Origin of the sequence: Fredinandcohnia onubensis (genome assembly GCF_002734215.1) — a bacterium.
GTDB classification, from domain to species: domain Bacteria; phylum Bacillota; class Bacilli; order Bacillales; family Bacillaceae_L; genus Ferdinandcohnia; species Ferdinandcohnia onubensis.
This window is the reverse complement of record NZ_NSEB01000012.1, coordinates 15,200-33,639: the sequence shown is the minus strand read 5'-3', so window position 1 is coordinate 33,639 and position 18,440 is coordinate 15,200. Positions and strand designations below refer to the sequence as shown.

Genomic DNA, 18,440 nt, shown 5'->3' with positions numbered 1-18,440 from the left:
TTCAAATATGTTATGCAACATGTTAATAGTGTTAATGAATTATTTCATGGTTTAACAATATTAACTAGAGTTATGCTCTTATACTTATTTCAATATTGGAGGAAGAAAAGTGGAACAGATGAAGCAAAATCCAAACTTAACCATTGGAGTTAATGACAAGATTAGTGTAAGTAAATCCCTACTATTAGGTTTTCAACACGTTCTTGCTATGGATCTCTATATTGCACCCATTATTATTGCTGGCTTACTCGCATTGAACACAATGGATACAACTTACTTTATTCAGATGTGTTTTCTTGCAGCTGGTATTGCTACGCTCATTCAAACCATCGGTGGTTTAAAATTACCTGTTGTCCAAGGTCCTTCTTATGTACCAATCGGTGCCCTTGCTGCAATAGGAGGTAAGCTTGGGTTGGGAGCAGTATTCGGAAGCTTAATACCAGGTGCTCTTTTAATTGCGATTTTAGGTTATCCTTTAAAAGTGTTTGCAAAAACTGTTAGAAAAATTATCCCTCCATTAGTTGGTGGAACCGTAATTGTCATTGTTGGGATCTCATTAATGCCAAGTGCGTTCAACAGCATATACTCTTCACCAGGAAATGTCGGACATAATGTTATTGTTGCTGCTGTTTCGGCAGGGGTTTTATTAGTTTTTATGTTACTCGGTCGTAAAAAGACCGGATATGGTACATTTTTCCGTTTAGTTTCTGTTATTTTAGCCATTGTAATTGGAACAATCACAGCATCATTCTTTGGTAATGTAGATTTTTCAGTTGTTAAAGAAGCAAAGTGGATCTCATTACCAAGCTTCTTTCCATTTGGACAACCAGTTTTTGATCTTCAAGCCATTTTAACCATGGTATTTATTTATATGATTATTCTAATTGAGACGACAGGTACTTGGTTTGTTGTTTCAACCGTTACGGGTGAAGAGTTAGATGACCAACGATTGAATCGTGGATCTGTAGGCGAGGGGATTGGCTGTTTTGTAGGTTCTTTAGTTGGTGGAACACCAGTGACGGGCTATTCTTCAAATGCTGGTATTCTTGCAATTACTGGTGTTGCAAGTCGTATGGCAATTATTGCAGCAGGTATTATTTTAATTGTTTTAGGCTTAATTCCAAAGCTTTCTGCCATTATTACTTGTATACCTCAACCAGTAATTCAAGGTATATTTGGAGTTGTCTGTGTGGCAATTGTTATGAACGGTCTTAAAGTAATTCAACACGTGACTATTGATGACCGTAATATGATTGTAATCGGCGTTCCTATTCTATTAACGGTTGGTACAATCGTGTTACCAAAAGATATTCTTTACAGTGTTCCAGATTTTGCAAACTACATTCTATCTTCTGGTACAGCTGTCGGAGCAATTGCAGTATTAATACTCAATTTGATCATACCAGAAGAAAAGAAAGTGTCTAAAACAGAATCATTGACCTAAAAAAAGGCCATCTAGGTTACAACACTAGATGGCCATTTTTATAGCTGTGTTTATTGATTCCTACTATTTTTTCTTACGCAGTTACAGCTTCAGTTGGTTCTTCTAATTCACTTGCTGGTCCGAAGAATTCGAAATGTATGTTTTCAGCTGCAACACCCCATTCTTTTAGTGAACGATACATCATTTTCATGAATGGAACAGGACCACAGAAATAGAAGTCTGCTTCCTTCGTATTTACAGTTGTTTTTAACCACTCAAGGTCAATGAAACCTTCCTTATCGAAATTCATGTCTTGACGATCTTGTTCAGTAGGCGCAGAGTAAGCAACAAAGTTCTTTACTTGATCATGTTTTGCTGCAAGGCTTGCAACCTCATCCTTTAATGCATGAACTTCACTGTTAAGAGCACCATGGATGAACATAACTTCACGTTCAGGTTGTTGTTCTATAATCGTATTTAACATGCTGACCATTGGCGTTAATCCAACACCACCACTAATTAAAATAGCCGGAGTTTCTTTTGATTCAAGGACAAAGTCACCAGCAGGTGCACTTACAGTAATCACATCGCCCTCATTTATTTCTTGATGTAAGTAATTTGAAACAACACCATGCTCTTCACGTTTTACAGAAATACGGTAATAATCTTTTCCAGGTGCATCTGATAGACTATAATGGCGAATATGAGTATATTCATCACCTTCAGGCTGAACTTTAACAGTTAAATATTGACCCGCTTGATAAGATGCAATTTCTTTTCCATCTTCAGGCTTTAAATAGAAAGAGGTAATCACTTCACTTTCTTTCACCTTACGTTCAACAACAAAGTTTCTGAAACCTTCCCAGCCACCAGGTTGTTCCTTCGCTTCATTATACATTTCTTTTTCTACACCGATGAATGCGTCCGCAATTACACCATAAGATTCAGCCCAAGCATTGATGATCTCATCCGTTGCCGCATCGCCTAATACTTCTTTAATTGCACCAAGAAGATTTTCACCAACGATTGGGTAATGCTCTGGTTGAATTCCTAATGCACGGTGTTTTTGACCAATTTGTTTTACAACTGGAATAATCACCGCTAGATTATCAATATTTGCAGCTGCTGCGTAAACTGCGTTTGCTAATGCAGTTTGTTGACGGCCTTGTCTTTGATTTGCATGGTTAAAAATATTTAATAATTCAGGGTTATTAGTGAACATACGCTTGTAAAAATGAGTAGTAATATCTTTTCCATATTTCTCTAGAACTGGAACTGTGCTTTTCACGATTTCAATTGTTTTTTGGCTAAGCATTGATATAACGTCCTTTCCAAAACCAATATTTTAAATACATGTTTATAATATAATGACAGTGATAATAAAAGATACCCTTTGAATACATCTTTTGAAAAGTTGTCACATTTACAGTAGAAATAGGACTTTCATGCTATACTTATAAAGAACTCACCAATATAAGGGGTTTTTTATAATGAAATTAACAAATTATACGGATTATTCACTACGTGTGTTAATGTATCTGGCAATGAAAAAAGACGAAGAATTAACCACAATACAGGAAATTGCGGAAGCTTATAATATATCAAAAAATCATTTAATGAAGATCATTCATCATCTAGGAAAACTGGAATATATCAAAACAATTAGAGGGCGTAATGGAGGCTTTAAGCTTGCTAAGCATCCAAAGGAGATTAATATCGGAGAAGTCGTATCGAATACAGAAGACGACTTTAACATCGTTGAATGCTTTAAAGAGGGTGGAGGCTATTGCGCCATTTCACCATCATGTAAACTAAAACGTGCCCTACACGAAGCATTACAGGCTTTCATTAATGTGCTTTATGGATATACATTAGATGACCTTGTTACGAATAAGAATGATTTGCTTGATCTATTTCGATTACAAAACCAAGACGAAGGAAATTAAAAAGGTGTCATTACCACTTCAAACGATAAAACCTAAGTATTACTCTAATTGGAACCAATACTAGTCGTTTAACATACATTTAAGTAGACGAAGTAATTAGTAAAATAATGGTTTCAAAGGAGTAGAAGTGAGATGATAAGACATACGTCTGGTTATTACTGCCCTTATTGTCATGGATACTTAGAACCACGGAATATGTATGATGAGTATTACTTCCAACAATACGTACCACAGTATCCAGCACCTTACTATGGGTGGGATTGGAATCGAAATCCTGAAACTATCTTAGGTAAGGCCACTTGGACATGGGGAGGTACGCCAACAAAATGTGAAATTGGTTGGTCCTATGATAACAACATGACTGTTGCCGTAGGAGAAAATAGCCCCTTTAAATGTGGCCAACGTTTACGAATCCGAAATGTTTCGTTTGTCCCGAATCAAGATATCATCGTAACAGTTGTTGATGAAGTGAAGAAGTTCCCAGCGAATCGAATCAATCTACATCGTAAAGCGTTTGAAGCACTGGGTGCAGCGCCTAGTGTTGGTGTTCTAAATGTAGAAATTACACCTATTGATTAAATGACAAAAGGAGAACAATGTCTAAATTGTCCTCCTTTTTTATTTTATTTTTCACTATCCATTTGAGACATCTGTTCGTAATTATTTTCTTCATTATTGTCCTCAAGCAAATTTTCTGATTGCAATGCATCATAGGCTGAGTTCGTGATATAAAGAACCTGATTTTTCAAATGTTCTTCTTTCTTCATACAATTCCATCCTTTCCCATGTATTATGATACTAATATGGCTCTTTTTAGCTCACTTTACACATTGCCCTCTAACAAAAAAGCCATCTAGCGGGTAGATGGCGGGATTCTTTTACTATAATTAAACTCTGTTATACTGGAGTTCCTAAAAGTTCTTTAAGGTGTTTATCGATCTGCTCAAAATAGGCAGGACCATCTGCACCGAATAAGCCAAAATGACCACAAATGCTGTTAATTACACGAAGTTCACTGTTAGGTATCAATTTTTGTTCTGATTCACAATCACGCGGAGGGAAGAACATGTCTTCATCAATTGGCATAACAAATGTTTTTGCTGTGATTCTTCCAAGTGCTTCTTCAAGATTTCCATTTGTCATTCGACTTACATCACCTCGTTGCCATTTCCATGCCATTGTTAATAGGGCGTTTGGATCCATTGCTGCAAAAAGAGGCTGTAAAAAATCGTTGACGAATTCATCGACAGAATTGACACCAAATAGGCGCCATTTTTCCTGTTTGTAAAATTCCGTACTAAGTCCCATAACAGCCCATATTTTAGCATGCCTGTTTAATCCGTCGACCACTTCTGTACAAGACTGGTAGTTTCCATGATTCCAGCCTGGATCTGAAGTAATCGCTTCGATTAATGTGTCCGTAAAGATGAAATCATGTGTCGTATTCTTGGCAGTACCGGCAATCGGAGCAGCACGTTTAACCATATCGGGATATCTAACTGCCCATTCGTATGTTTGTTGTGCTCCCATTGACCCGCCAACAACTAACGCAATTTCATTGATATCATATTTTTCAGTAAGGAATTGATGCTGAGCTCGTACATCATCAGCAATTCTTACATCTGGGAAGTTCGACATACTTATTGGAGCAGGGCTGTTATGAGGTGAGCTTGAAAGACCATTTCCAATTTGGTTGATGATTACGATAAAGTAGTTAGACCGGTCCAATGCTCGTCCTTCGCCGATATATGGTTCATAGGCTTTATTTGTACCAGAAAACCAAGTAGGAATAACAATAGCATTATCTTTTGCTTCGTTAAGTTCTCCGAATGTGGTATAGGCGAGTTGACAGTTTGGAATGATGCCACCTTCCTCAAGTTTAAAATCTCCTAAATTAAATAGTTCATAGGGTCCATGGAATTCTTGTGTATAAAATGAATTTTCGATCAATATAGCAACCACCTTTTCTTTTAATGAAATCTATTAATACAATATATAGGTGAAATCTGTTATTAAGAACTACTAGATGGACAAACCTTTCAATAAAATTTGTTGATCGAGGGTGAACCCCACACCTTAAGAAAAAAGGGAGGACGAGAATATACAAAATCAGTGAATTTGTGGCTCTGGCCGAATCGTATCGTAACGAGGCATTAAAAATGTTGAGGTAAAAAATTTTTTTCAAAAGGAAGCACATTTTCGTTACCCCATCATATACTACTTATTGTGTGAGAAAAATGTTAGAAGGGAAGTACGGAAAATGAGCAACGAGATTAAAACACCAGTTACAAATGATTACAAGGATAGTGAAGGGTATAAAATAATTGAAGTCAACCTCAACAATCCAACAGAAAACCTATTTGCAGTCGTAACTCCTATTAAAATGCAGTAACAGTAACGTATTCAAAAAACTATCTTTTCGTACGTATTCTTACATAGAAAAGATAGTTTTTTTATTTTGTAATAAGAGGAGCTTCAAGTACAATTAGGATACCGAATCTTTTAAAGGAGCAATACAATGGACGATTTAAACTTTCTCGTTACGTTATTCGAAAAAAATAGAAATCCCGAAAACTCGTTACCGATGCAAAAGTATATGAAAAACCATTTTCCATTCCTTGGGATAAAAACACCTTTAAGAAGACAATTAACACGTGATTTCTATAAAGAAACAGGTATTTTAAAACAGGCTTTAAATCTTGAACTTGTCACACAGTTGTGGATGAAGGATGAACGAGAATACCAATATGCTGCACAGGATTACTTAGTTAAATCTATTAAAAAAATCAATAGTAGCCATTTACCTTTTATAGAGGAACTCATTACTACAAAATCATGGTGGGATACGGTCGATGTTCTTTCTCCACATCTAGTTGGAAATATAGCTAAAGTAACACCTATTACAATAGAGGAAAAAATCGAAGGCTGGGCATTTGGGGAGCACTTATGGCTTAAACGTTCATCAATTCTTTTCCAGTTAAAATATAAGGAAGAAACAAATGAAACCATCCTCTACAAATACATAAAAGCCAACGCTACTAGTAAAGAATTTTTCATCCAAAAAGCAATTGGCTGGGCTTTGCGCGAGTTCTCAAAGACAAACCCTAATTCAGTCCGTGACTTTATAAATGAAACAACATTGCCAAAGCTAAGTGTTAGAGAAGGTAGTAAATATATTTAAGGCCAGGAAACCCCGGCCTTTACTTAATTACTCCCAAAATGGTATATTTACCAGATTTAAACTGGTATGTGATTTCATATGTTTCACCTTTACTAAATCGAGCACAAAAATCCTCGACCTCTTTTTTATCTTCGCTATAAAACTGATAAACGCTGTAAGGATCACTTACATTACAGCTGTATTTTCCGTCACCATTTTTTTCGGATGATACTGAAACTTCCTGAACAATTATTGAGGTTTCTTTCTCATAGGAGGGCCGAAGATTACCAGAACCCATGGTCACAATAATAATGAATAAACCTATTAAACTTATAATAAACGCCTTTTTCTTTTCCATTTTTACAAAAAACATAAAAATGCCGCAACCAATCGCTCCAATTCCTACTGCAAATAGAGCTATCATTAAATAAAATAACATCCAAGCACTCCTTTCTATAAATAGAATATTCAGACCGTTATCCATATTATACCATATAATGAATCTTAGAAATTCGAATTCATCAAATACCTTTACATTTTTACATGTACATACTATCCTTATAGAAAGAATATTCGTAAACTACTAGGGGTGCCCATTTGGGCTGAGAGAAAAGCGTACGTTTTTTAACCCTTTGGACCTGATCCGGATTATACCGGCGGAGGAAAGTAGAGTGGAAAATGTCCATTTTGTCTTGATACCTTAAGCCAGGTCCATTTATGTGGAACTGGCTTTTTTGCGTTGTTCTTATTTACTATATGAGGAGGCTACTAGAATGAAACTACAAAATCAGGTTATTCTCGTTACCGGTGGTGCACGTGGATTAGGAAAGGAACTCGTAAAAGCTTTTGCTAATGAAGGGGCAAAGGTAGTAATTAACTATTTTCAAAGTGAAGCGAAAGCTCTTGCTCTACAAGACGAAATTGGTGAAAATGCGATTGCCATTCAAGCTGATGTGAGGAATCGTGAACAAGTACAGAACCTATTTGTTGAAGCGAAAAATTATTTTGATAAACCTATAACGACCGTTGTAAATAACGCCTTAATCAATTTTCGTTTTGACCCAATCGCAAGAAAGAACGCAGAAAATATTTCTTGGGAGGATTTTCACGCCCAGCTCGAAGGAGCAATAAAAGGAGCATTACATACAACACAAGCAGCACTTCCAGACATGAAGGAACTTGGTTTTGGACGTATTGTAACAATTGGTACGAATCTCTTTCAAAATCCTGTTGTTGCTTACCATGACTACAACACAAGCAAGGCAGCACTTTTGGGATTCACCCGGAACATGGCAAAAGACCTCGGTCCATATGGAATAAACGTAAACATGATTTCTGGAGGATTACTTCAAACAACTGATGCGAGTTCGGCAACATCTAAAGAGGTTTTCCAATTGATTAAGGAATCTACACCTCTTCAAAAAGTTACAACTCCAGAAGATGTGGCAAACGCAGTTCTTTTCTTTGCATCACCTTGGGGTAAAGGGGTAACAGGTCAAAACCTTATTGTTGATGGTGGTTTGGTAATGAATTAAATCGTAATGGGGGTTTCATTTTGAGTAAAACACTAAAAATGACATTTACAGCAATGCTTGTTGCTATTGGAACAGTTACAAGTCATTTATTTGCGATTCCAATAGGGTTCACTAAGGTGTTTCCTATGCAGCACTTTATTAATGTTTTGTCGGCGGTTATCTTAGGTCCAGCATATGCCGTGCTTCAAGCTTTTTCTGTATCCTTACTTCGAAACATGCTTGGTACCGGCTCTTTATTTGCCTTTCCAGGAAGTATGATAGGGGCTTTTTTAGCAGCATTCCTATATTCCAAAACGAAGAAGGCTTCAATGGCAATGACAGGTGAAATTATTGGAACAGGGTTCTTAGGGGCAATAGCTTGTTATCCAATTGCCACACTTATTCTTGGACAGGATGCAGCCATTTTTGGTTTCATACCTTCGTTTATTTTTAGCTCAATTGTGGGATCTATTTTCGGATTTATTATTGTCGGAATCGTACTAAAGAATCCCGCCTTCAAAACATATCAAGAACGAAACTTCTAATACCTAAAAAAAGACTAAACATGTATGTTTAGTAGTTCAGAAAAGATGAGCTACATCCAAAATCACAGGTTTAGCAACATGAATTAGTTTTATATATGCTATGCTATGCATGAAAAGAGACGTGAAATGTAATAAATATCCATTTGTGTATCATTTATTAGTGAAAAAGTGATAAAAGCATACGTAAAATAGAAATGCGTATGCTTTTATATAGTTTAGCAATATAAAGCTATGCGTAAAATCCAAGAAATGGTAATATTGATTTCAACTAAGACAAAAAATGTAATAAATATCCATCTACGTATCTTTTTTAAGTGAAAAAGTGATTAAAGCATACGTAAAATAGAAATGTGTATGCTTTTATACAGTTTAGCAATATAAAGTCATGCGTAAAATCCAAAAATTGGTAAAGCTGATTCCAAAAAAGAAAGATTCGCACCCCAATAGTTGAACTACTGACTTGTATTGTTTAGTCTTTTTTAGAACACCAATCCACCAATGATATATAACACAACAGCGATGATTCCTCCTATTGCTGAAACTTTCAATTTGTATTGCGCATATTCGACTAGATCTAAATCTAAGATTGAGGCCGTGGTTATCGTTGTGTCACCAAGTGGGGAAGTTAATGCTCCAAATGCACCGCTCGCAAAAACAGCTCCGACGGTTAATGGGATGGAGGCACCAGTTGATAGAGCCAAAGCAATTCCAAGCGGCATAAATAACCCCCAAGTTCCCCAAGAGGAACCAATAAAGTACCCAACAACTGACCCGATTAGAAAAATTGTCGCAGGTGTTAAAAATCCTGGTAAAAATGAACCTAAAGTGGAACTAATAAATTCAGAAAACCCAAGTTCCTCCGCAGATAAAGTAAGAGCCCAAATAAGAATGAGAAGGGTAATCGCCTGCATCATTTGGTTTCCACCATCGTAAAAATGATACATAATTTCATGTAACTTCTGCTTTCGAATCACATAAAACACAAAAGTGAAAATAAGTGTGATAAATACAGCCAGCAGCATCACAAAAGTTGCATCAGCCATTGAAAAAGCTTCAAAGACTGTTTGAGCACCAAGTGATCTACCGTTTTCCCATAGTAGATAGAGAGACAATCCTAGAAGTAAAAACACCGGGACAATTAAATGCCAAGGCTGTGCTTTTACAAGAGAAAGTTCTTTTTTAATTCCCATTCGGTGAAATTCATGATCATGTTCTTCTTCGTCTGTGTGGTGTTGGGATTTATGGCTTTTTTTAGATGGCCAAAACGTTTGGATGATTCCAATTAGAAGCATCACAATCGCATAAAAATTAAACAAAATACTCAATAAAAATACTTGATAGGCTGACATCCCTAAATCAAGACCTTTAATGCCACCTTCGACAAGTGAAACCATAAATCCAACAAATGCAGTTGCAACAGGTAATAGAACAATAACCGATTCGGTTGAAATGTCTAATGTCATGCCGACCTTTTGTTTTGATAGGTTCATTTTTTTAATGAGTTGTTTTATGATGGGACCAATCATCATAATCCGAAACATTGGCATCATAAAGGTAAAAGGGAGGGTAAGCCAAATGAGTCCTAGTAGGCCACGCTCACTCTTAATTTTCTCCCCAATCCATTCTGTAAATCCTTTGATACCCCCGGCGATGTTCATCATCCCAACTAAACCACCAAAAACATATAAAAAGCTTACGATTTTAATATTTGTTGGATCAGATAAAGTGGCCACAATATATGTAATTGATTGCTGGGTTCCACCTAATACATCAGATGTAACAAGGATCGCCCCAACCAATAATCCTAAGACAAGTCCAGGTAAAATATCCTTTAACCAAATCGCCATTCCAATTACAATTAAAAATGGAATTAGTGAGATCCATGAATGTTCCAAACCATAATCCTCCAATATTGAAAATGTTCATTTGATTAGTATGACCAATTTGGGAGAGGACTATTTTTAGTAAGGGGAGTTAAGGGTTATGGAAACAGGATTACTCAAGGAGGGGAGTTTAGTAATGGATATAGATATTAGAAGGCCAAAAATTGAAGATAAGGATGAACTTCATCGCTTTTTTAGGGATGTCATTATAGACACTTTTGCGAAAGAAGGGATAGCTCATTTAACAAAAGATATAGACGAGGAAATTGAAACAAAAAAAAGTTATCTACACAGTGATTATGAAAGCGGGGGCAAGAACCGATATTTCCTAATCGCCAGCCATAACAAGACAATTGTTGGAACCATCGAATATGGTCCTGCAAGTGGACTAATCTGCAAAATGAATAATGCCTTTTGCGATCTAGTTGAAATTGGAACTGTTTTCGTCCATCCGAAATACCAGAGAAAAGGCATTGGTGCTTTGTTGTTGCAATCAATATTAACCATTTTAAAGGATGGGAATATAGAAGAGTTTTGTTTAGATAGCGGTTATAAGAATGCACAAAAATATTGGAAAAATAAATTTGGTAATCCAGATGTTATTTTAAAGGATTACTGGGGTGAAAGTTTTGACCATATGATATGGAGAATCAAGGTACCTAAAAATTAGGAGTATACACAGTTTAACGAGAAATGGTATACTCCCTGGAGATTTCAGTAGTGATATAGAAATACTGTCACATTTTCATTTTCATCGATCGTTCCAAGAAGAATTTCATTTAGTGTTACATTTTTGTAGGTGTTTGAAATTTTTTGTAACAGCCAATCTTCATTTTTACCAATTTGCTGTAGCTCGTTATAATCAATCTTTTTCTCCTTGATTAATGTCCTAGGATATTGAAATGGTTTAATAGGCTGGTTAAATGAACTCGGAGTAAGCGGTTGGTGTTCACTTTTTAAGAAGATAGAAAAAGAACCACCCAGCTCCCAAAACGCAAGTGCAACCTTCTGAATATCCTCCGTACTCTTCATCCTTAATTCTGATAAAAGTACATCGATTGAAATCCTAGCTTTGTTCAAATTTTTATAAAGAATATTTCCATTTTCTATCAGTAAAATAGGGGCGGGAATAAACAATTTTCTTATTCTGTGTGAACGTAAACTTAATAAAATACCAATCAAATACAAAACCAAAATTACAGTCATTGTAATCATCGAACCTTTTAAACCTAATCCCTCATCTGATAATGGATGAGCAATAATATTTCCAATTAGTAAGACAATAACAAAGTCGAGAAGCCCAACCTGAGAAATCGTTCTCTGCCCCATCATTCTAGCTATCACGATAAAGAACGCGAAACCTACAATTGCTCTGAGTATCCATTCAACCGCTGTGAGATGGTCTTGAGAAGCAAAAAAATGCATAACTAATCCACCTTAACCTAATTTTTCCTAATTAGTTTGTACTAAATACATCATTACTATTTATCTTTAGCATATCAATAAAAAACACTTTCTATCGTTGCGAATAGAAAGTGTTTTTTATGCTTTAGAATAATCCTACCAATTGTTGAACGGATAAAATTACAAATAGGATTAAACATGCTACTAATACAATGTTAGATAGTAAATTATTTCTATACTCTTTTCCAACACGCTTGGAATTAAGCAACCACAATAAACTAATCGATAAAAAAGGCATAAACAGAGCTCCGAGGGCACCGTATAAAATAATTAATTGAACTGGTTTACCAAAGAATAAAAGAAGCATTGGAGGGAAGGTTAACCAGGCTAAATAGGCACGGTAAGCTGGATCTTTTTCAGTAACTGATCGATTATATTCTTTTTTCATTAGTCGCACAAAATCTGCAAATAGATATGGAACCCCATTCCAAACTCCTAAAAGAGAAGAAAATGCCGCAGCCCAAAATCCAATTAAGAAGAGCCATGTGAATGCGCTACCAAATTTATCCCCAATCATTTCAGATAATTGATATAACCCTTGCTCTCCCTGAATTTCTATTCCACTACCATATAGAAACTGACTTCCTACTATTAAAAGAGAAAGAGTGAACAACGCAGTCATAAAATAGGCTGCCTTTGCGTCTAACCTCATCATCGGAATCCACTCTTTTCCTTTCCAGCCTTTTTCTCTTAACCAATAACCATACGAAGCCATCGTGATTGTTCCACCAACACCACCAATTAGTCCGAGTGTAAGCATGAAGGAACCTTTTGGAACAGTTGGGACAAACCCCTTTAATAAATCACCAATGTTAGGGAGGAATAACATTGCAGAACCAACTACTGAAACAAACATTAGACCAATTAGAAACATCATTACTTTTTCAAATAGGAGATAACGACCACTCCAAATGAGGAGGAATCCTACAATTGCGTGAATAACAGCCCATGCCCAAAAGGGAAGAATGGGGAACATCGCGCTCATGGCCAAAGCACAGGCAGAGGTTGCCGCAGCTCCATACACAAATCCCCAAATAACAGAGTAAATACCGAAATAACCAGTAGCCCATTTTCCCATTTGCTGCCAGCCTTCGATGATCGTTCTACCTGTACCAAGGTGCAGACGACCCACACCTTCATTTAGAAAATATTTAAAAATAGAACCAAGAATAATTGCCCAAACAAATACTAAGCCAAAGCCTGCTCCTGCAACCAACGCTGCTACCAAATCACCGGTTCCTACGCCGGTTGCCGCTGCAACAAAACCTGGGCCAATCATCGCTATTTTCTTTTTATAACTCGTAGGTGCGTGTATTTCCGTATTAAGATTTGACATAAAGTAGCCCCCTTCGTAATGTTATTTGATTATTGCAATAATTCTATAGTTTAAAATTTTATCACACACTAGTTAAATAAACTTGATTCAAATGGTCTGAATATTCCTAGGAATATTGACTCAAGCAGGAAAGTTTGTTTCTTTCCTTTCAATTGATAAAATAGGACTGAAGAAAAATGGAAGAAGGGATTCGTGAAATGACAAATATAAATATACCAGTCTCCGTTCTAAACCTTGCTCCAATCCGCAAAGGACAGAATGGGAAAGACGCAATTGATGCTATGGTTGACCTAGCCAAAGTTACTGAAGAAATGGGATACACACGTTATTGGATAGCTGAACACCACAACTCACCAACACTGGTTAGTTCAGCAACACCAATTTTAATAAAACATACATTAGAACATACCGAAAAAATCCGGGTTGGATCAGGAGGTATCATGCTTCCAAACCATTCACCACTTGTTGTGGCTGAACAATTTGGAACAATGGCGACCATTTATCCAGACCGTCTTGATTTAGGGCTTGGCCGTGCACCAGGAACGGACATGATGACCGCAAGTGCTTTAAGACGCTCACATAATGATTCTGTCTATACTTTCCCTAATGATGTAAATGCCTTGCTCACATACTTTGGACCAATGGAAAAACAAGGCTATGTAAAAGCTTATCCGGGAGTTGGTACAAATGTACCAATATATATTCTTGGTTCCTCAACGGATTCAGCATATTTGGCTGCCAAATTAGGACTGCCATATGTATTTGCATCACATTTTGCACCTCGGTTCATGGAAGAAGCTATTTCCATTTACCGCAAACGTTTTGAACCATCGGAATATTTAAGCTCACCATACATGATGGTTTGCCTAAATGTAATTGCAACAGAAACCGATGAAGAGGCTAAACGGGAACTAACAACCATGCAACAATTTTTCCTAAATGTTGTTCGTGGTACACAAACCCCATTACAGCCACCCGTTGATAACATGGATGAACTTTGGAATCAGCCTGAAAAAGAAATGGCAACTTCTATGTCCAGTGTTACATTATTAGGAAGCAAAGATTCCATCCGGAACCAATTAACAAGCTTCCAAGAAAAATATAATGTCGATGAGCTTATGGCTGTTTCATACATCTATGATCCGAATAAACAAAAACGTTCGTATGAGATATTAAAAGAAGTTGTAGATGGAAAATAAGTGCCTTTGCTTAAGAAACAGGTAGCTTTTTATAATTAATTGGGCGATTAGAAGCAAATTCCTTCACAATAATCTATAAACTTGATACAATAAACTGTAATTAAATAATGATCTATCTTCGGGGCCGGGTGAAAATCCCGACCGGCGGTGATGAGTTTATTCTCTAAGCCCGCGAGCCGCAAGGCAGGATTTGGTGCGATTCCAAAGCCGACAGTATAGTCTGGATGGGAGAAGATGGAGGTTCTGCGCGTTCAAAAAGTTTTACGTTTTGAATGTTTATTAAGCATGCCTTTACATTAACTCCCTCAAGAAACTATTCTTGGGGGTTTTTATTTGGGTATGTCTTAACAAGCTGAACCTTTCTTCTTTTGAGGTGGATCGACAAAAGAGGAGAGGAAAGAAAAATGAAAAAAATACCTTTACGTCAATTTGTGGCAATTGCAATGTTGAGTACGATTTCGTACATCCTCATGTTCTTCAATTTTCCATTGCCAACATTCCCAAGCTTCTTGAACGTCGACTTTAGTGATGTTCCAGCTTTACTAGCAGCACTTATTTTTGGACCGATGGCCGGTATCTTAGTTGAATTATTCAAAAACATGATTGATTATTTTATTACCGGCAGTGAAACAGGTGTACCCGTCGGTCACATCTCAAACTTTGTAGCAGGGATTATATTTGTTCTAACAACCTACTACATTTTTAAACTATTAAAAACAAAATTAGGCCTAACAATCGGACTAATTGGCGGCACAGCCATGATGGCAATCATCATGAGTGTTCTTAACTATTATGTCTTCTTACCGGCATTCAACTTTTTCTTGAATATCCCGGCGATGTCATCACCAGAAACACTCAAAATGGTGGTTTACGCAATCCTACCGTTTAACTTACTAAAAGGATTGATTGTGGCAACAATCTTCATGCTGTTGTATGCTCGCTTACATCCGTGGATCAATAAACAAGCCTCATCAATATAGAGTTCTGTAAAGGCAGGCACCCAGGTTGGGTGCCTGTTTTTGGTTATTGAATAGGTAATGATTGAAGTACTTAACTCGTTGATGAGACTTAGTTATGATCTTCATACATTTTGATGAAGCTTAAGTTATGTTCCTCAAGCGTTTGATGAACTACTTAACTCGTTAATGAAGCTTGAGTTATGTTCTTCATGTGCTTGATGAAGTACTTAACTCGGCAATGAAGCTTAGGTTATGTTCCTCATGCACTTGATGAAGTACTTAACTCGTCAATGAAGTTTAAGTTATGTTCCTCATGCAATAAATATATAAGTTTTATAATTAATTTGAGCTGTATTAATCATAATAAGTCCATTGGTGCAATCCGTTTTTATGATAAAACTTATCTAAAATCCTACCAATTCGTCGTTTAGACTCCACAACCTTACACCAATCATGAATAATATTTGTTGTGATCTTTAATTCAGGAAAAAGCATTTTTAGTTCGTCCGTGCTACGTTTTACAGCATCCACAACCATCTCTTCTTTACCACAATTTTGGCAAATACACTTCCTTCCAACAACATTCACGGAAAAAGAACCACAATTCACACAACAAATCCCTTTTCGCAAGTCACTATACTTATATTTTGGTAATGTACGATACGGAGACTCCTCCACATGCAATGATACTAGCTTGTCCGCTAGTACTTTATGTTTCTTATTTAATTTTGCGGTCGACTTATTTAGGTTTTGGAAAAATGCATGTAATTGTGTTGGAAAGATAATGGGTTTAGTGAGTGGTGCTTGGTATAGGGTGAAAGCGGGGTTTACAAATACTACGTAAGCTTGAATCGGTATTGTAAAGCCATAACTTTGGAGCAATTGGCGCAGTAAGGATTCACTACGATGAAGCTGGTTAAGCGGATTGCTGACTTCTTTTTTTGGTTTCTTGTAGAGTATGTCTGATTCAAAATAATAATCACCCTCATAATTTTTCACTTCAAAAATATACAGTTTGTCTGGGGTAATTACTAGGGTGTCAATTTGGAATGTGGTGTTATTATATTGGAGTAATAAATCATTTATAACAAAACATTCGCATTCTAACTTTTTAGTATAAGAATCAAATAAAACTTCTCCTTCATATCCCTTAATCAGATTTGAACAATATTGTTTTTCTTTTAATTCGTTTCTTCTTTGCAATAATTTTATAATTCTAATCACGATAGATTCCGTTCGTTCCTTGTAAACCATACTCCACAACCTTTCGATTTAATTTCAAATTTATTATACTCATTTTTCGCAACTAGCACCAGAAAATGGTAAACTATTTATACATAAAGAAAAGGGGATGGAGCTATGAAAAAGAAGATCGTCCTTGCGGGTGGTACCGGGTTTGTGGGTACTTATTTTTATAAAAAATTCACTGAACTTGGTTATGAAGTTAAAGTTATTTCTAGAAATACACCAAACATAACTTGGAACGATAAAAGAGGTATTATACAAGCATTAGAGGATGCTGAAATGCTGATTAACCTTGCTGGAAAGTCTGTTAATTGCAGATACAATGAGAAAAACAAACAAGAAATTCTCAATTCACGAACAGAAACAACAAAACTATTGGGGGATGCAATAAAAGAATGTAACAATCCACCAGCCTTATGGATTAATTCTAGTACAGCTACAATCTATCGCCACGCGGAAGACAGACCGATGTCCGAGGAAAACGGTGAAATTGGAACTGGTTTCTCAGTAGAGGTAGCGAAAAGGTGGGAGGAGGCCTTTTTTTCCTTTACATTACCGAAAACAAGGCAAGTAGCTCTACGTATTTCAATCGTCCTTGGTTCAGATGGAGGGGTAATGATTCCTTATAAAAACTTAGTTCGCTTTGGACTAGGTGGAATTCAAGGGCCTGGGACTCAGAAATTCAGTTGGATTCATATTGAGGATTTGTTCAAGATTATTTTATACATTCACGACCACAATCACTTATCTGGAGTATTTAACTGTTCAACACCGAACCCCATTACAAATCGTGAGTTGATGAATGCGCTTAGAAGAGCTTTCAATCGTAGACTAGGCTTGCCTGCACCAGCTTGGCTTCTTGAACTTGGGGCGATTTTCATTAGAACGGAAACGGAACTAATTTTAAAAAGTAGATGGGTTATTCCAGAACGTCTCGTAAAAGAAGGTTTTACTTTTAGCTATCCTACAATTGACCAAGCTCTTGCACAAATAAAAAATAAAAAAATTTGAAACTATTTTCCCATATAACCGTAAATAATACTATTAGATCTTAATGGAGGGGATTTTATGCAAGGTAAAGGCTGCGTTAAATGTGGAAGTACGAATGCGGGGACGAAGGATGTTTCGATGACAGGTTCAGGGATTACAAAAATGCTAGATATCCAAAATAATCGTTTTACTGTGGTGTATTGTAAGAATTGTGGCTACTCCGAATTTTATAACAAGGATTCTTCAAAAGCATCAAACATACTTGATTTATTCTTTGGATAATTATTGAAGGAGACAAATGAATCATGCTGCAAAAGTTCACTATACAAACAAATAAGCGTGACCAAATGATTGATGTAACTGATAAAGTTCAAGATGTAGTTGATCAAAGTGGAATGAAAGGGTGCGTAGTGGTCGTATATTGCCCCCATACTACAGCAGGAATAACGATTAATGAAAATGCGGACCCTGATGTGAAACGGGATATGTTACGTCGTTTCGATGAAGTCTACCCATGGCATGATGAGCTAGACCGTCATATGGAAGGAAACACGGCCGCTCATATGAAGGCAAGTACTGTCGGCGCATCACAACACGTAATTGTGACAGAAGGACGTTTACTATTAGGTACATGGCAGGGTATCTATTTTTGTGAGTTTGATGGTCCACGAACACGTACCTATTATGTAAAAATCATATAAATAGGCGAATCCTGATAGATTCGCCTATTCACCGTTGTAAAATACAATTTCATCTATATCGTGAATCCACTCCAT

Annotated in this window: 21 protein-coding genes and 2 riboswitches; of the genes, 13 read left to right on the top strand and 8 right to left on the bottom strand. The window is 36.5% G+C overall.

Annotated features, from left to right (window positions below; all coding sequences use genetic code 11):
* Positions 1-118: 118 nt before the first annotated feature.
* Positions 119-1,444, top strand: coding sequence for a uracil-xanthine permease family protein (locus CKK03_RS14765; protein ID WP_425432876.1), 1,326 nt, complete (start codon positions 119-121; stop codon positions 1,442-1,444).
* 73 nt (positions 1,445-1,517) lie between these two features.
* Here the strand turns inward: CKK03_RS14765 and hmpA are convergent, their stop codons facing one another.
* Positions 1,518-2,738, bottom strand: a complete 1,221-nt coding sequence (gene hmpA, locus CKK03_RS14760; RefSeq protein WP_099363317.1) for an NO-inducible flavohemoprotein — start codon at positions 2,736-2,738, stop codon at positions 1,518-1,520.
* A gap of 175 nt (positions 2,739-2,913) precedes the next feature.
* On the opposite strand from hmpA, the gene CKK03_RS14755 reads away from it, so the two are divergent.
* On the top strand, positions 2,914-3,369 hold the full coding sequence (locus CKK03_RS14755; protein ID WP_099363316.1) for an RrF2 family transcriptional regulator: 456 nt from the start codon (positions 2,914-2,916) through the stop codon (positions 3,367-3,369).
* A gap of 132 nt (positions 3,370-3,501) precedes the next feature.
* The gene (locus tag CKK03_RS14750) at positions 3,502-3,948 is read left to right on the top strand and encodes an RlpA-like double-psi beta-barrel domain-containing protein (protein WP_099363315.1); all 447 of its coding nucleotides are present in this window, start codon (positions 3,502-3,504) and stop codon (positions 3,946-3,948) included.
* A gap of 44 nt (positions 3,949-3,992) precedes the next feature.
* On the opposite strand, the gene CKK03_RS23745 is transcribed toward CKK03_RS14750, so the two are convergent.
* On the bottom strand, positions 3,993-4,136 hold the full coding sequence (locus CKK03_RS23745) for a hypothetical protein (protein WP_180271262.1): 144 nt from the start codon (positions 4,134-4,136) through the stop codon (positions 3,993-3,995).
* Positions 4,137-4,266: 130 nt separating this feature from the next.
* Positions 4,267-5,319, bottom strand: coding sequence for an alpha/beta fold hydrolase (locus CKK03_RS14745; RefSeq protein ID WP_099363314.1), 1,053 nt, complete (start codon positions 5,317-5,319; stop codon positions 4,267-4,269).
* 310 nt (positions 5,320-5,629) lie between these two features.
* Between CKK03_RS14745 and CKK03_RS24155 the strand changes: the two genes are divergently transcribed.
* Positions 5,630-5,761 (top strand): hypothetical protein, encoded by a 132-nt coding sequence (locus CKK03_RS24155; RefSeq protein WP_281254508.1) that lies wholly within the window; start codon positions 5,630-5,632, stop codon positions 5,759-5,761.
* A 126-nt stretch (positions 5,762-5,887) separates the two neighbouring features.
* Positions 5,888-6,550 (top strand): DNA alkylation repair protein, encoded by a 663-nt coding sequence (locus CKK03_RS14740; RefSeq protein ID WP_099363313.1) that lies wholly within the window; start codon positions 5,888-5,890, stop codon positions 6,548-6,550.
* A 19-nt stretch (positions 6,551-6,569) separates the two neighbouring features.
* Here CKK03_RS14740 and CKK03_RS14735 read toward each other — a convergent pair whose 3' ends face one another.
* Positions 6,570-6,968 (bottom strand): hypothetical protein, encoded by a 399-nt coding sequence (locus CKK03_RS14735; protein WP_099363312.1) that lies wholly within the window; start codon positions 6,966-6,968, stop codon positions 6,570-6,572.
* Between the two features lie 136 nt (positions 6,969-7,104).
* A riboswitch (TPP riboswitch) is annotated at positions 7,105-7,211 on the top strand.
* A 91-nt stretch (positions 7,212-7,302) separates the two neighbouring features.
* On the opposite strand from CKK03_RS14735, the gene CKK03_RS14730 reads away from it, so the two are divergent.
* Together CKK03_RS14730 and thiW are read left to right on the top strand one after the other, a co-directional pair.
* Complete coding sequence (locus tag CKK03_RS14730; protein WP_099363311.1) at positions 7,303-8,064, top strand: 3-oxoacyl-ACP reductase; 762 nt, start codon at positions 7,303-7,305, stop codon at positions 8,062-8,064.
* 20 nt (positions 8,065-8,084) lie between these two features.
* Entirely contained in the window at positions 8,085-8,588 is a 504-nt protein-coding gene (gene thiW / locus CKK03_RS14725; RefSeq protein ID WP_099363310.1) for an energy coupling factor transporter S component ThiW, read from the top strand.
* Positions 8,589-9,067: 479 nt separating this feature from the next.
* Here the strand turns inward: thiW and CKK03_RS14720 are convergent, their stop codons facing one another.
* Positions 9,068-10,483, bottom strand: a complete 1,416-nt coding sequence (locus CKK03_RS14720) for a Na+/H+ antiporter NhaC family protein (RefSeq protein WP_099363309.1) — start codon at positions 10,481-10,483, stop codon at positions 9,068-9,070.
* Positions 10,484-10,571: 88 nt separating this feature from the next.
* Here CKK03_RS14720 and CKK03_RS14715 point away from each other — a divergent pair, with 88 nt between their 5' ends.
* Positions 10,572-11,141 carry a GNAT family N-acetyltransferase gene (locus CKK03_RS14715; RefSeq protein WP_099363308.1) on the top strand — a complete coding sequence of 190 codons (570 nt, stop codon included), beginning with the start codon at positions 10,572-10,574 and terminating at the stop codon, positions 11,139-11,141.
* Between the two features lie 44 nt (positions 11,142-11,185).
* On the opposite strand, the gene CKK03_RS14710 is transcribed toward CKK03_RS14715, so the two are convergent.
* Positions 11,186-11,896 (bottom strand): DUF421 domain-containing protein, encoded by a 711-nt coding sequence (locus CKK03_RS14710; RefSeq protein WP_099363307.1) that lies wholly within the window; start codon positions 11,894-11,896, stop codon positions 11,186-11,188.
* A 124-nt stretch (positions 11,897-12,020) separates the two neighbouring features.
* Positions 12,021-13,271 carry an Nramp family divalent metal transporter gene (locus tag CKK03_RS14705; protein WP_099363306.1) on the bottom strand — a complete coding sequence of 417 codons (1,251 nt, stop codon included), beginning with the start codon at positions 13,269-13,271 and terminating at the stop codon, positions 12,021-12,023.
* A 197-nt stretch (positions 13,272-13,468) separates the two neighbouring features.
* Between CKK03_RS14705 and CKK03_RS14700 the strand changes: the two genes are divergently transcribed.
* Entirely contained in the window at positions 13,469-14,470 is a 1,002-nt protein-coding gene (locus CKK03_RS14700) for an LLM class flavin-dependent oxidoreductase (protein WP_099363729.1), read from the top strand.
* Between the two features lie 110 nt (positions 14,471-14,580).
* A riboswitch (FMN riboswitch) is annotated at positions 14,581-14,710 on the top strand.
* 164 nt (positions 14,711-14,874) lie between these two features.
* A complete protein-coding gene (locus CKK03_RS14695) occupies positions 14,875-15,450 on the top strand; it encodes an ECF transporter S component (protein WP_099363305.1) in 576 nt (191 codons plus the stop codon).
* A 333-nt stretch (positions 15,451-15,783) separates the two neighbouring features.
* Here the strand turns inward: CKK03_RS14695 and CKK03_RS14690 are convergent, their stop codons facing one another.
* A complete protein-coding gene (locus CKK03_RS14690; protein WP_099363304.1) occupies positions 15,784-16,683 on the bottom strand; it encodes a nuclease-related domain-containing protein in 900 nt (299 codons plus the stop codon).
* A gap of 105 nt (positions 16,684-16,788) precedes the next feature.
* On the opposite strand from CKK03_RS14690, the gene CKK03_RS14685 reads away from it, so the two are divergent.
* Genes CKK03_RS14685 through CKK03_RS14675 form a run of 3 tightly spaced genes read left to right on the top strand, consistent with a single transcriptional unit; the run spans position 16,789 to position 18,365 of the window.
* A complete protein-coding gene (locus CKK03_RS14685) occupies positions 16,789-17,685 on the top strand; it encodes a TIGR01777 family oxidoreductase (protein ID WP_099363303.1) in 897 nt (298 codons plus the stop codon).
* A gap of 57 nt (positions 17,686-17,742) precedes the next feature.
* A complete protein-coding gene (locus CKK03_RS14680) occupies positions 17,743-17,946 on the top strand; it encodes a zinc ribbon domain-containing protein (protein ID WP_099352911.1) in 204 nt (67 codons plus the stop codon).
* Positions 17,947-17,969: 23 nt separating this feature from the next.
* Positions 17,970-18,365 (top strand): secondary thiamine-phosphate synthase enzyme YjbQ, encoded by a 396-nt coding sequence (locus CKK03_RS14675; RefSeq protein ID WP_099363302.1) that lies wholly within the window; start codon positions 17,970-17,972, stop codon positions 18,363-18,365.
* Positions 18,366-18,440 lie beyond the last annotated feature (75 nt).